We start from the raw sequence: 13,977 nt of genomic DNA on the forward strand, positions 1-13,977 counted from the left end.
TCACTGCTGGTCTCCTGATTCGGTGTCGGCGCCGGTCGACGGCGTGGCCGGCTGCGGCGTCGTGGTGGACTGCGGGGCGGGGGTGGACCAGCCTCGGCGGGCGGGATCGTCGGCCTGTTCCCGTTCGACTTGTCCGGCCACGCGCGCCGACTCGCGCAGCTCCTCGTACCAAGGCAGTCGCTCCTCGGCGTCGGCCCGGGCGGAGCCGGCCGCGTCGGTGTCCTCGAAATCGTCGGCCCCGACCACGACGTAGGTGGTCTCACCGGGCATGACATACGACAGGCGCTCGCGGGCCTGGGCCTTGACGTAATCGTCGTCGTCCCAGCGGGCCAGTTCCTCCTCCAGGGCTGTGGAGGTGGCACGGGCCTCATCGATCTGGTCCAGCACGGCGTCGTACTGGGCGCGCTGGCTTAGGTAGCCGCGCAGCGAGGGGAAGACCACGACGAAGGCCAGGGCCAACACACCGGCGAGGATGAGCAGGCGCATGGGCAGGGACAGCCCCTCCGCGCCGCCCAGGCGGGGAGCCGGATCTTCGGAATCTTCGTGGGTGGGGGCGGAGGTGGCATTGTGGTCGGCGTCGGCAGCGCCGCGGGAAGTGCTGCGGGCGGTATCGGGCTTATCGGTGTGCCTGCCGGCGCAGGCTCGAGCGTCGCGGGAGGGGCCGGAGCGGGTTCTGCGGGCGCCGGGGCGTGCTGGTACAGGTCGGCGCGGCGTCATGGAACCGATCCTGCCTCACGGACGTGCGCATGGCGAGCGTGCGGCGCCGGTGCGTCGGCCACGAAGCGGCAAGTATCCCGGCACTGCCCCGACACCGCGGCAGGGCGGCGGCCCGATGGCAGGGCGGCAAGACGACCGCACGGCGGGGACGACATCGGGGCGTCAACGTCCCTGTTTGGACCGCAATCCTCCATTTGGACCGCCGTAGTACGCCACTGGGGCGGTCCAACCCGACACGGGCGGTCCCAAGAGACTTTCGCGGTCCGAATAGAAGGCGATCGGAGAGATGCGTGCGTGGTTCGGGGCTATTGGCGCGAACGCGTGTTTTGGCCCGGCGGCGTGCGGGGGCGGTGTTGTTGCACGACCCTGGGCGACACTGCACGACCTTGGTGCGCACTCCACGACCCCGGGGTGGTCGTGCAACACACACCAAGGTCGTGGAACGCAGCCCGAGGTCGTGCAGCACATACATAGGGGCGGGGTGAGCATCACCGCCACCGGGGTCATCGGCACGAACGTGGTGCATTAGACCGGCGTGTCGCGGGGTGTCGTGCTGAGCCATACCCAACCCGATAAACCCCAAGTTCTCCCCACTATTTCAACGAAAACCCCCGATCACGCGCACACATTCGCGCCGATAACTGGCGTTTCCGGTTTGTGGGTGTGGTGGTGGATTCTGGTGTCGTGGGGTGCCGAGCTGTCAACCTGCGGGCATGCCGGCTCGACGTCGCCCGCTGAACCGTGAGACGGCCCCGCACTCTGTCCGCCTACGGGGCGTGCCGGCTGCAACCGGCAGCCGGCCTGCCGTTGGCGCACATGCCACTGTGCGGTGGTGGCCCGAAATGTCACCAACCGGGACAAACGAGCCTCAACACCTACCAGGGGCATCCGGCACCCGCATGATTCCAACGTTTCCTTCACGGCCGCCAACGCCGCCGGACCCGTTTGTCCCGAATCATGACAATCGCCCCTCCTAGAGACTCCCGGTGCACGGGCCACCCCGAAGGGACAGGCGAGCCGACGCTCCCGACCCACCGCGACATGCCGTGCGCACACCCCGCCCACCCGTCACACCCACCAGACGGTCCACCTCCACCAGACGCCCGCCACCCGCCCCGCCACACCCGCAAACGGGAAACGTCCGACAACTCCAAACAGAGCGGTCCCGGGGCACGCACACGATCAACGCGTGCATACCCCGGGACCAATCCGGGAAAGCAGGCCTCGGCTCAGGCAGACAACTTACGCCGTGCCCGCCCCGAGCCTCCGCTAACGCTTCGGCTCAGGCAGACGACTTACGCCGTGCCCGCCCCGAGCCTCCGCTAACGCTTCGGCTCAGGCAGACGACTTACGCCGTGCCCGCCCCGAGCCTCCGCTAACGCTTCGGCTCAGGCAGACGACTTACGCCGTGCCCGCCCCGAGCCTCCGCTAACGCTTCGGCTCAGGCCTTGAAACGCGGGAAGGCGTTGGCGCCGGCGTAGACAGCGTCCTCGCCCAGGGCCTCCTCGATGCGCAGCAGCTGGTTGTACTTGTTGATGCGCTCGCCGCGGGCCGGGGCACCGGTCTTGATCTGGCCGGAGTTGGTGGCAACCGCCAGGTCGGCGATGGTGACGTCCTCGGTCTCACCGGAGCGGTGCGAGGTCATCGTCTTGTAGCCGGCGCGGTGCGCCATCTCCACGGCCTCGAGGGTCTCGGTCAGCGAACCGATCTGGTTGACCTTCACCAGCAGGGCGTTGGCGGCGCCGAGCTCGATGCCCTTGGCCAGGCGCTCGGGGTTGGTGACGAAGAAGTCGTCGCCGACCAGCTGGACGCGGTCACCGATCTTGTCCGTCAGGGCCTTCCAGTCGTCCCACTCGTCCTCGGAGAGCGGGTCCTCAATGGAGACGATCGGGAAGTCGGTGATGAGCTTCTCGTAGTAGTCGACCATGAAGTCGTTGTCGCGGGCCTCACCCTCGAACTGGTAGGTCTTGGTCTCGGCGTCGAAGAACTCGGAGGAGGCTACGTCCATGGCCAGGGCCACGTCCTTGCCGGGGGTGTAACCGGCCTTCTCAATGGCCTCGACGATCAGCTCGAGCGCCTCGCGGTTGGAGTCGAGGTTGGGGGCGAAGCCGCCCTCGTCGCCCAGACCGGTGGACAGGCCCCGGCCCTTCACGACGGCCTTGAGCGAGTGGTAGACCTCGGCGCCCATGCGCAGCGCCTCGCGGAAGGTCGGGGCGCCGACCGGGGCGATCATGAACTCCTGAATGTCCACGTTGGAGTCGGCGTGGGAGCCGCCGTTCATGATGTTCATCATGGGAACGGGCAGGGTGTGGGCGTTCGGCCCACCGAGGTACTGGTACAGGTCGAGGCCGGCGGAGTCGGCGGAGGCAGCCGCGGCGGCGAGGGACACGCCCAGGATGGCGTTGGCGCCGAGCTTGCCCTTGTTGGGGGTGCCGTCCAGCTCGATCATGAGGCGGTCGAGGCCGCGCTGGTCGGCGGCGTCGTAGCCGATGATCTCGGGGGCGATGGTGTCGTTGACGTTGGCGACCGCCTTCTCGACCCCCTTGCCGAGGTAACGGTCCTTGTCGCCGTCGCGGAGCTCGACGGCCTCGAAGGCTCCGGTAGAGGCGCCGGAGGGGACGGCGGCGCGGGCGGAGGAGCCGTCCTCCAAGAGGATCTCGACCTCGAGGGTCGGGTTGCCGCGGGAGTCGAGGATCTCGCGCGCGTGAACGTTCTCGATGAGGGCCACTTGATGCTCCTTGCTGAAGTTGTGTTGCCTGGGGAACAGGCACATGCAGGGCCAGCCTAGCGGCCCGCGGCCCACATCACGAGTGCATTGGTCCCGTCACTTCCGCAGTTGTTCACGCCCGGCGAGATCGCGCACCCGGCGCGCCGGCGGTTTCGGCCGACGACGTCGCCGCAGCCGCGCGCCTCCTCCACCCAGTCGAGGCGCATGGGCCGCCGTCTGCGTCAGCCCAACTGCAGTTGGGTGTCATCCTGCAGCAGCCACGCACCGCCGCCCTGATACCGCGGTGAGGCCTCCACACTCAGGGCGCCATGCAGTTCCTGGTATCGGGCGCTGACCGCGTCCTGGTCTTCCAGCGCGAAGACCTGGTTGGCTATCTGCACATAGCGATAGGTGTCGACGGCGGCGGGCGAGTAGTCAATATCCTTCTGCGCCTGCAACTCGGCCAACGCATCCGCGTCCGAAACTTCGATATCGAATTCTGCGGCCAGCTGTTCGGCCGCCGGCAGATCCGCGAGCGCGGTCACGACGAAGGCGGCGGTGGGTCCCTGCTCGCCGCCGGCGGCGGCGTACTCGGCGAGGTCCTGTGTGGCGTCCTGCACCTCCTGCTCGGAGAGGGTAAACGTCTGAAGGACGCCGTCGGCATCGGTGTAGTTCACGATGGCGGCCTGCCCCGGGTGTGCGGAGCAGCCGGCGAGGGCACTGACGCCGAGCAGCAGGGCGGCGCCGGCTCCCAGTACTCGGGCACGCCGGGTGAGACTTGTGGTGGTTCGGGTCACGGTCTACTCCTTGCGAGGTCGACATCGATGAGGACTCCGGGCGCAGCGACCTGGCTCCTAAGCGGTGGTGGTTACCATTACCGGTCCCGAGCGCTGTGCAGGACAGTTCGCCACCATACGCCCGTATGCCGCCGACGCGTCGCGGCCGCCCCGCAGTCGGTACCGAACTCGACACGTAACAAGTGCTGGTCTCGGCGCCGACGCCGGTACTTGGTGGCCTCGGTCTCGTACTCGCTCTCCCCGGCGACGACGGCGCACGGCGGCGCCCCGAGGCAGCTTCAGGCACGACACCGCCGTTTCGCAGGCACGACACCGCCGTTTCGCACACGATTGACGAAAACGCGCCTATCTCCCACACTGAGGGCATGCTCCTTCGATTCAGCGTGGAGAACTTCCGTTCGATCCGTGACCTCGCAGAGCTCTCCATGGTCGCCGTCGACGAAGAACGGGAGATCGTCCGGCACCCGTCTGCGGACGACGTCGGCGTCCTGCCCGCTGCAGGCATATTCGGGCCGAATGCCTCGGGGAAGACAAATGTCCTGCGGGGACTGAGCTGGTTGTCAACAGCGGTCCGGTGGAGCCTAAGGCTGTGGGACGACGAGGTCCCGGTGGACCCCTTCGTCCTACTGGAGTCTCCCAAACCTGTCTCCTCCTTCACCGTGGACCTGCTGCTGAAGGGCATCCGTTTCGAGTACTTTCTGGACGTCACCAGCGAACAGGTCGAATACGAGGCGCTGTTCTACTTCCCCGAGAACAATCGTCGGCGCCTGTTCGAGCGCGAGGGCTCCTCGGTAAAGGTAGATCCAGAACGTTTCCCAAGCCCATCGGAGATCACTCGCCTACTGACCAGGAGGGTCCTGCTTCTCACTCTCCTGCCCCGGATTGTCGAGGATACGGACATCACCCAAGCGAACAGTGCTCTGCGTAACATTGAGACGCTCGGGGTTGGGTTATCCCGCCGACAGTTCATACCTAGATCAACGTATCTGGCCCTCGACGACGCGCAAGCCGCGCCTGATACTCGCGCGAGAGCACTGGCTCTGCTCCGCTACGCAGACCTTGGAGTCACCGATGCCGAGGTATCCAGGGAAGATCAAGAAATCGGGAGCTCAGGACGAACACTGTCCAGGACGCGCCTACGCCTTGTCCATGGTCAGGGCACCCTGGCGCGTCCTTTCGAGCAGGATCAGGAATCGGCCGGCACCCTTGAATGGCTACGTAAGATCGGGCCCGCGCTGGAGGCCCTGAATCGAGGCACCATACTGCTGTGCGACGAACTCGATGCCAGCCTCCACCCCGCTCTTTCCGTAGAGCTCCTGCATCTGTTCCAGTCGCCCGAGACGAACCCACGCGGCGCACAGCTGATCTTCACCACACACGACACGAACCTCCTGAATCACCTCAACCGAGACGAGATCTGGCTTACACATCGCAACGACGACGGCTCCACCTTCCTGCGTGCCCTCGCGGACTTCTCCGGCAAGAACGTCGAGCAGTCGCGAGGCCTGGAGCGCTCCTACCTCGACGGCGCCTTCGGTGCCCTGCCGGACATCCGGAGCTCCGAGGTCCAACGCACCCTGGGGCTGATCCCATGAGTGCCCGAGACCGCTCCAAGGGGCAGGACCTGCGCAGACGGGGCGTGGCCGGCACTCCGCGGCGTCCTGTTGTCCACATCTTTGTCGAGGGCTCCGTCACGGAGAAGGAGTACATCGAACGGCTCCAGGACGTCTCCGAGGTGACGGGCAATACCTTTCTCAAGGTCCACCACCGCGGGAACAGCCCACGCAGGGTCGTCGACGCCGTCATCCAAGAACGAGCCACGAGCCCGGACGCCGACGTCCACCAGTTCTGGGCCGTGTTCGACGTCGAGGCCCCCACACCACACGGCGACCTGGACAAGGCGATGGAGCTCGCCAGGCACCACCAGGTCCACACCGCCGTCTCCAACCCTTGCTTCGAGTTGTGGCTGCTCCTGCACACCACCGACCAGTACGCCTACCTCACCTCCGCCGAGGCCACGAGGCTGTACCGGGAGACGGACGGTTCGACGGATAAGCACCTGACAGCCATCGCCCCCGTAAACGCCGAGGGAGTCTCGCGGGCATGTAAACGCTCCGCCCGGCTCCGTGAGCGTCACAAGAGGAACGGGACGGTGTTCCCGCAGGACAACCCCTCCACGACGATGGATCTGCTCATTGACGCCATTCGCAAGGTGGGCAACCAGGACTGACCCCCAGGCCTCACCCAGGCACTCGTCCGGGCGACGGGACCCCGCGTAGGACCGAGCACCCGGCCCTCGGCGCTAAGGCTCATCCGCCCATACAAGTGCCGGTCTCAGCGGCGCCGGCGGTACTTGGTGGCCTCGGTCTCCCAGTCGGTCTCCCCCGCGACGACGGCGTGCAGCAGTACCTCCGCCCAGCGCAGCAGCTCCTCCCCCTCGATGGGGCCGCCGCCCATGCGGGCGGTACCGGGCGCGGGGACCACGATGGTGCGGGTGGCGGGCTTGAGCACCGTGCCCGGGTACAGGCGGGTGACCTTCATGCGCGCCGATTCGGGCAGGTTCACCGGCGCGAAGCGGATCGACTTGCCCTGCGCCACGATCTCGCGCACCCCCAGCTGGGCGGCCAGCGCCCGCAGCCGCGCCAGGGCCGCCAGGCGGCGCACCGCCTCGGGCACCGGCCCGTAACGGTCGGTGAGCTCGTCCAGCACGTCGGCCACATCCGCGTCGGTGCGGGCGGCCGCGAACTTGGTGTAGGCCTCCAGACGCAGCCGCTCGTGGGGCACGTACTCCTCGGGGATGGTGGCGTCCACGGGCAGGTCCACGCGCAACTCGACGTCCTCCAGGTCCTCCTCGTCCGCGCCGGCGGCCCCGGCTCCGCCCGCGTCCCCCACCTTGAGGGCCTTCTTATAGGCGGCCACCGCCTCGGAGACCATGCGCACGTACAGGTCGAACCCGACCCCGGCGATGTGCCCGGACTGCTCGCCGCCCAGCAGGTTGCCGGCGCCGCGGATCTCCAGGTCCTTCATGGCCACCTGCATGCCGGCCCCCAGGTCGGTGTTGGTGGCGATGGTGCGCAGCCGCTCCAGCGCCGTCTCCGTGAGCGGCTTGTCCGCCGGATACAGGAAGTAGGCGTAGGCGCGCTCCCGGCCGCGTCCCACCCGTCCGCGCAGCTGGTGCAGCTGGGACAGGCCCATGCGGTCGGCCCGGTCCACGATCAGGGTGTTGGCGTTGGACACGTCCAGGCCGGTCTCCACGATGGTGGTGCACACCAGCACGTCGATCTCCTTGTGCCAGAAGTCGTCGATGACCTTCTCCAGCCGGGACTCGTGCATCTGCCCATGGGCGGTGGCCACCCGCGCCTCCGGCACCAGGTCGGCCAGCCGGGCGGCCACGGACTCGATGTCCTCCACCCGGTTGTGCACGAAGAACACCTGCCCGTCGCGCAGCAGCTCGCGGCGAATGGCGGCACTGACCTGCTTGGTCTCGTAGGTGCCCACATAGGTGAGGATGGGGTGGCGGTCCTCCGGCGGGGTGGACAGGGTGGACATCTCCCGCAGGCCGGTCACCGCCATCTCCAGGGTGCGCGGAATGGGGGTGGCGGACATGGACAGCACGTCCACATCGGTGCGCAGCGCCTTGAGGGTCTCCTTGTGCTCCACGCCGAAGCGCTGCTCCTCGTCGATGACCACCAGCCCCAGGTCCTTGAAGCGCACCTGCCCGGTGATCAGCCGGTGGGTGCCGATGACGACGTCGATGGTCCCGTCGGCCAGTCCCGCCAGCACCCGCTCGGATTCGGCGGCGGTCTGGAAGCGGGAGAGTTGGGCGACGTTGATGGGGAAGCCGGCGTAGCGCTCGGTGAAGGTCTCGGCGTGCTGGGACACCAGCAGGGTGGTGGGCACCAGCACCGCCACCTGTTTGCCGTCCTGGACGGCCTTGAAGGCGGCCCGTACGGCGATCTCGGTCTTGCCGTAGCCGACGTCCCCGCAGATGAGCCGGTCCATGGGCTGGGGTTTCTCCATGTCGGCCTTGACGTCGTCGATGGTGGCCAGCTGGTCGGGAGTCTCGGTGTAGGGGAAGGCCTCCTCCAGTTCGGCCTGCCAGGGGGTGTCGGGGCCGAAGGCGTGCCCGGTGGTGGCCGAGCGGGCGGCGTACAGGCGCACCAGTTCCCCGGCGATCTCGCGCACCGCCTTGCGCGCCCGCTGCTTGGTCTTGGCCCAGTCGGCGCCGCCCATGCGGTTCAGGGCGGGGTTGTCGGAGCCGACGTACTTGGTGACCTGGTCCAGGGCGTCGGTGGGCACCAGCAGCCGGTCTCCCGGCTGGCCGCGTTTGGAGGGGGCGTACTCGATGACCACGTACTCGCGGGTGGCCTTCTCCTTGCCGGCGCCGCGTCCGGAGCCGACGTCGCGGCGCAGCAGCTCCACGAAGCGGCCGACGCCGTGCTGGGCGTGCACCACCAGGTCGCCGGGGCGCAGGGACAGCGGGTCCACGCTCTTGCGGGTGCGGCGGGCCGGCAGGGTCTTGGTGGAGCGGGCCGCGGCGGGGGCGCGGCCGGTCAGGTCGGACTCGGCCACCAGGGCCAGGCGCAGTCCCTCGGCCACGAAGCCGTGCCCGGCGGAGGCCTGGGTTACGCGCACCACGCCGTCGGGGGCCTGGTAGGACAGGTCGGCGGCGTCGTCCAGGCCGGTGACGATGCGCGCGGGCACGCCGCCGTCGGCCAGCAGCTGGGCCATGCGGCGGCCGGGTCCGGGACCCTCGGTGGCGACGACGACGCTCCAGCCGCCCCGGGTCAGCTCGCCGATGTCCTTCACGGCGGCGTCCAGGCGCCCCCGGTAGCTCTCGGGGTCGCGCAGCGGCAGTTCGAGGGTGTCCGGGGAGGCCTTCAGGGAGGTGAAGGACCACCAGCCGCGGTTCGTGGACAGGGCCAGGGCGCGGGCCTCGGCGAGGTGGGCGAAGGCGGCGGCGGACAGGTCGATGGGGGCGTTGCCGCCGGAGGCGGCCGAGGTCCAGGCGGCGGCGAGGAACTCCTCGGTGGTGGCCGCCAGGTCCTCGGCGCGCCTGCGCACCTTCTCCGGTTCGGCCAGGACCACGAGGCGGTCCCCCACCAGGTCCAGCAGCGGCACCATGCGGTCGGTGAGCACGGGGGCGAGGGACTCCATGCCCTCCACCGGGATGCCGGCTGCGAGCTTCTCAAGCATGTCGGCAGCGCCGGGGATCGCGTTGATCAGCTTCCGGGCGCGCTCACGCACCTGCTGAGTGAGCAGCACCTCCCGGCAGGCGGTGGCGGTGACGGCACCGAGGTCGGCGAGGGTGCGCTGGTCGGTGACGGCGAAGGAGGAGACGGACTCGATCTCGTCGCCGAAGAAGTCCACGCGCACCGGCCGCGGCTGGGTGGGCGGGAAGACGTCGAGGATGCCGCCGCGGACGGCGAACTCACCGCGACCGGTGACCATGTCCACCCGGGTGTAGGCGGCCTCCGCCAGGCGGGTGGCGAGCTCCTCCAGGTCGGCGCGCATTCCCGCCGCCAGGTGGATCGGTTCCAGCTCCCCCAGGCCGTCGACCACCGGCGCCAGCAGGGCGCGCACGGGCACGATCAGCACGCGGATGGGGCCGCGCCACGGGTCCGGCATGGCGTCGGGGCCGGCCGGGGCGCCGTCCTCGGGATGGGCCAGGCGCCGCAGCACGGCCAGCCGGGTGGCGACGGTGTCGGCACGCGGGGAGAGCCGCTCATGGGGGAGGGTCTCCCAGGCGGGGAAGACGGCGACGTCGGGGTCGGGCAGGTAGCAGCGCAGGGCGGCGGCGAGCTCCTCGGCCTCCCGCCCGGTGGCGGTGACCACCAGCAGGGGGGTGCCGTCGCCGGCTGCTCCCACCCCGGGGCGCGCGAGGCGGCCCGAGGGATCCGGGCCGGCCCCGGTGACGCGGTCGACGCCGGCCGCGCCCAGGGCCATGGCGGCCAGGACGGCGGGGCGGGCGCCGGGGGCGACGACGACGCTGCGGTCGGTGCGCGAGCGGCTGCCGGCGGCCGTAACCAGGGAGTCGATGGCGGGGTCGGTCAGCAGCGGGGGCAGGAGAGCAGTCAGACGCACGGTGGGGAGTGTACGAGGCCTGCGGCCGCGACGATGCGGCGGTATGCCGTCAGCGTTTAACCATCATGCGCGTCATCGTCCCCAGGTCGCGCATGTCGGCACGGACGACGGGCAGCACCAGCCACAGAAGCGCCATGGCCAGGCACATCCCGACGACGGCCACCAGACAGATGACGATGGCGGGCAGACCGGATGCCAGGGTGCACAGTCCCCAGGTCACGGCGGTGGCCAGGGCGGAGACGGCGAAGATGCGCAGTCCGTTCCAAACCAGGGGAACGGTGTTGAGCCCCGATTGCCGCCCGGACCACAACAGGGAGATCGGCCACAGGATCAGCGGGCTGGCCACGTAGGCGTAGGCGACCCCCAGGGCCCCGAACTGCGCCCCGACAATGATGGCGGCCAGGCGGATCACCGCGGAGAACAGCGTGTAGCGCAGGTAAGCCCGTCCCAGCCCGCGGGCGGTGTAGATCCAGCCGCCGACCACCGCCAGAGTGGTTAGTCCCTCCCCGATCGCCACCAGACGCATGTAGGGAACCACGCTGAGCCAGTGATCGCCGAGTACCACGGACACGACCGCCGGCGCGGCCGCCACCACGATGCCCATGGCCAGGAACACCGGGTACCCCAGGCCGAGCTGGCCGCGGCGCAGATAGGCGAGGGTACGTTCGTCGTCGTCCTGAAGCTTGGCGACGACGGACAGTCCGAGCGTGGTGACCTGGGGACGGAACTGGTTCAGCGGGGTGCGCAGCGTCTGGACGGCGCGGTTGTACAGGCCGAGGGTGCCGGCGCCGAAGAGCCGCCCCATGAGAATCGAGTCGAGGTTGGAGGCCAGGTAGAAGACGATCTGGGTTCCCGCCATCTGCATGCCGAAGCCCAGCAGGGCGCGCATGGGCTCGCGCCGGTCGTACCAGCGTGGTAGCCAGCCGGCGATAATCGGCAGGGCGATGAAGGGCACCAGGGCGTTGACAATGCGCTGGACTACCAGCGCCCAGTAGCTCCAGCCCCAGGCGGCCGTGATTGCCCCCAGCACCAGGGCGAGAGCGGCCGCCGCCAGGTCGACGGCGAGCAGGCGGCCCACCAGCAGTTTGCGGTTCAGGTCCGCGCGGTACTGGTTGACCATGCCGGCCATGAGGAACGTGGGGGCGATGGCCGCGCAGACGCCGGCAACAGCCGGCTCGTGGTAGAAGGCCGCCAGCAGCGGGGAGACGGCCAGGCCGATGCCGGTAAGCACCGCCCCGGAGGCGGTGTTGAGCCACCACAGGTTGGAGCGCTGTCCGTGGCTGAGTGTGCGCCCCTGAATCGCGGCCGTGGACAGGCCGAAGTCCTGGAAGATGGTGGCCACGCCGACCACGGCGGTGACCATGCCCACCACGCCGTAGGCGCGGTCGTCAAGCAGGCGCGCCAGCACCACGACGTTGCCCAGCTGCAGGAGGATGCGCAGCCCCTGCGTCCATACCGTCTGGCCGGCGGCCTTGGCGGCGCGTTTGCCGAGTCCGCCCCCGGCTCCGGCTTGAAGGCGCGGGCCGGGGGCGGGCTCCGTGCGTTCCGCGTCGGCACCACTCACAGCAGCTCTCCCAACGCATCGGTGAAGCGGGCGAGGTCTCGGTCGGCGCGACGCCGTACCTCGATCACGTCCTCCTGCAACCGGGGGGAGGCGACCGCTGACAGGGCGCGGTCGGCGACGTCGTCGCCACGCAGGTCAACGACGTGCTCCCAGCCGATGCCGGACAGCAGCGGCGCGAATTTGCGTGAGTACGCCAACGGGATGGCGGGGGTGCCCATGGACAGGGCGTTCAGACACGCGTGCATGCGTGAGCCCAGCACCACTCGGGCCGAGCCGACGGCATTGCGCACCTGGTCCAGGGCGTCTGCTCCCTGCGGCACGATCACCTCCACCTCCCCGAGCTCGCGTTGCAGATCTGCCAGCGGATGGCGGTCGTTGTCGCCGGCGGACTCGTCGGGCCCGACGACGTGCGTCAGCAGGGTGATGGCGCGCCCCTGCGCCTGCAGGCGGTGAGCGATCTCAAGCACATCGCGCCGGTAGCGGGCGGCGTCGACATGAGGATTGTCGTCCCAAAGGAGTCCGGAGACGTTGAGCACCACGTCCCGGGTGGTCGCCACTGGCGGGTGGTCGATCGCGAAGACCACGTCGGTGGACTCCACGTCCACGGGCCGTCCCAGTCGCGCCGCGCAGGCGGCCGAACGCGCATCACGGCTGGCCACGAGCCGGGCATGGTTCAGGGCACGGCGGGCCATACGGGCGCCGCGCCGGGTGTTGAAGGGACCGATGGTCTGGGGAGTGAGCACTAGGGGGACGCCAAGATGGTGCAGGACCTCAGGGAAACGAGACATGTTGCGCAGGCGCTCCAGCCCATAGATGTCGGCGAAGGAGTCACCGGAGCGAGTGTCCAGCACCAGGTCGAAGGAGGCAAGCCAGTTGAACAGGCCGTGCGCGCCGGTCACGCGTTCCTTGAGCAGCCCCCTCCGACTCATGAACAACGACGTCGGGGCGTCTCCATCCCCGGTGCCTTGAATCTGAATCTCCGCGTTCGGGAACACCTTTGCGGCGACCGCCCGGGTACCGACGGCGAGCGCCCGCACGCCGAGGTTGGGCTGATCGAGCGAGGCCCAGAGGATCAGAATGCGCATGGATTCCTTCGTAGCTGGTGAAGACGTAAGGGCCGTGAGCGCAAAACCGTTATCGCTGGAGGGCCGGTACCAGGCTACCCCGAAACCCGCCCACCAAGAGGCTACTGCCGCCACTCATAACCACGGGCAGAGCCATCAGCAAGTGATATTGCACACGCAAATCCGGCGATCATCCCCGAACACATGAGGCGACCGGTAACGTCCTGCATGAATGAACGAACTCATCATGACTGTCGTGCACCAGTACCACGCACTGACTCTGCGGAAGGTCTACCCGTGACTCCCGATCGCATCGTTCGGGCCCTCCGCAGACGCTGGCCCGTCGTCGCCGCACTTTCCCTGTTGGCGGCTGTGCTCGGAGTCCTGAGTGCCGCGGTAACACCCCCCGTCTACCGCTCCACCGTCACCAGCATCCTCGCCGTCTCGTCCTTTGACGGAGTCAGCAACGTCACGAGCGCCGCCAACATCATCAATACCGTCGCCCCCACCCTCGCCGAGATCAGTACCTCACGCTCAATGCTCGACTCTGTGGCCGCAGAAACTGGTATCCCTGCCGAGGAGACTGCCGCACACATCACGGTCTCCAACCCCACCGACACTCTGTTGATCGTCGTACGAGCGACAGGCCCCTCACCGGATCAGGCTGAGGCTATAGCCGCTGCAGCGACCCATGCACTCGCCGAACATGCATCGTCGATGAACGTGACTATTGGATCCACCAACGTACATTTGTCGCTGTCGGAGGTTGACGCTTCACCCACCGCCCAACTCATCGGCCCCTCCAAGTCACGTTATGGAACTATCGGGTTGATCGTGGGCGGATGGTTGGGGCTGGCGGTGACGCTCGCCCTGGAGACGGGACAGCGGACGATGCACGCAAACCCGTCACCACAACCGCGCCCCAACCGGCCGTAGTCCGGTCTACGCTGCTGTCCTCATGACAGAGATCCGCCCGCCGCACTACCGGCGCTCAACGACTTCCGCAAGATGCAAGCCGCTCTGACCCCCACCCGGAGGAAGGTG

Annotated in this window: 9 protein-coding genes; 3 read left to right on the forward strand and 6 right to left on the reverse strand. The window is 68.7% G+C overall.

The features are described from left to right. The 3 genes from C3B71_RS12220 to C3B71_RS12230 all read right to left on the reverse strand — a co-directional run bounded on the left by C3B71_RS12220 (position 1) and on the right by C3B71_RS12230 (position 4,221). A complete protein-coding gene (locus C3B71_RS12220) occupies positions 1–717 on the reverse strand; it encodes an FtsB family cell division protein (RefSeq protein ID WP_108968392.1) in 717 nt (238 codons plus the stop codon). Positions 718–2,158: 1,441 nt separating this feature from the next. Continuing rightward, positions 2,159–3,445 carry a phosphopyruvate hydratase gene (gene eno / locus C3B71_RS12225; protein WP_073328330.1) on the reverse strand — a complete coding sequence of 429 codons (1,287 nt, stop codon included), beginning with the start codon at positions 3,443–3,445 and terminating at the stop codon, positions 2,159–2,161. 221 nt (positions 3,446–3,666) lie between these two features. Then, positions 3,667–4,221 carry a hypothetical protein gene (locus C3B71_RS12230; RefSeq protein WP_073328327.1) on the reverse strand — a complete coding sequence of 185 codons (555 nt, stop codon included), beginning with the start codon at positions 4,219–4,221 and terminating at the stop codon, positions 3,667–3,669. Between the two features lie 365 nt (positions 4,222–4,586). On the opposite strand from C3B71_RS12230, the gene C3B71_RS12235 reads away from it, so the two are divergent. Further along, positions 4,587–5,816 carry an AAA family ATPase gene (locus C3B71_RS12235; RefSeq protein ID WP_108968394.1) on the forward strand — a complete coding sequence of 410 codons (1,230 nt, stop codon included), beginning with the start codon at positions 4,587–4,589 and terminating at the stop codon, positions 5,814–5,816. Then, positions 5,813–6,451: an RloB family protein gene (locus tag C3B71_RS12240; RefSeq protein WP_108968397.1), complete on the forward strand. Its 639-nt coding sequence runs from the start codon at positions 5,813–5,815 to the stop codon at positions 6,449–6,451. The genes C3B71_RS12235 and C3B71_RS12240 overlap by 4 nt, the downstream gene beginning before the upstream one ends. A gap of 104 nt (positions 6,452–6,555) precedes the next feature. Here the strand turns inward: C3B71_RS12240 and mfd are convergent, their stop codons facing one another. From mfd to C3B71_RS12255, 3 genes are read right to left on the reverse strand one after another with little or no spacing between them, the layout of a single operon-like run. Continuing rightward, on the reverse strand, positions 6,556–10,305 hold the full coding sequence (mfd, locus tag C3B71_RS12245; RefSeq protein ID WP_108968399.1) for a transcription-repair coupling factor: 3,750 nt from the start codon (positions 10,303–10,305) through the stop codon (positions 6,556–6,558). 49 nt (positions 10,306–10,354) lie between these two features. After that, on the reverse strand, positions 10,355–11,869 hold the full coding sequence (locus tag C3B71_RS12250; RefSeq protein WP_108968401.1) for a lipopolysaccharide biosynthesis protein: 1,515 nt from the start codon (positions 11,867–11,869) through the stop codon (positions 10,355–10,357). Further along, entirely contained in the window at positions 11,866–12,954 is a 1,089-nt protein-coding gene (locus C3B71_RS12255) for a polysaccharide pyruvyl transferase family protein (protein ID WP_108968403.1), read from the reverse strand. Before C3B71_RS12255 ends, C3B71_RS12250 begins: the two co-directional genes overlap by 4 nt. Positions 12,955–13,230: 276 nt before the next feature. Here C3B71_RS12255 and C3B71_RS12260 point away from each other — a divergent pair, with 276 nt between their 5' ends. Next, positions 13,231–13,869 carry a Wzz/FepE/Etk N-terminal domain-containing protein gene (locus C3B71_RS12260; RefSeq protein WP_159097690.1) on the forward strand — a complete coding sequence of 213 codons (639 nt, stop codon included), beginning with the start codon at positions 13,231–13,233 and terminating at the stop codon, positions 13,867–13,869. The last annotated feature ends 108 nt before the right edge of the window (positions 13,870–13,977 follow it).

The sequence above is a fragment of the Actinomyces sp. Z16 genome, from assembly GCF_003111765.1.
Classification (GTDB): domain Bacteria; phylum Actinomycetota; class Actinomycetes; order Actinomycetales; family Actinomycetaceae; genus Actinomyces; species Actinomyces glycerinitolerans.

Coding starts and splice junctions, on each gene's coding strand:
- C3B71_RS12255 (WP_108968403.1), bottom strand. CDS start 12,954: ATGCGCATTCTGATCCTCTGGGCCTCGCTCGATCAGCCCAACCTCGGC.
- C3B71_RS12235 (WP_108968394.1), top strand. CDS start 4,587: ATGCTCCTTCGATTCAGCGTGGAGAACTTCCGTTCGATCCGTGACCTC.
- C3B71_RS12240 (WP_108968397.1), top strand. CDS start 5,813: ATGAGTGCCCGAGACCGCTCCAAGGGGCAGGACCTGCGCAGACGGGGC.
- C3B71_RS12220 (WP_108968392.1), bottom strand. CDS start 717: ATGACGCCGCGCCGACCTGTACCAGCACGCCCCGGCGCCCGCAGAACC.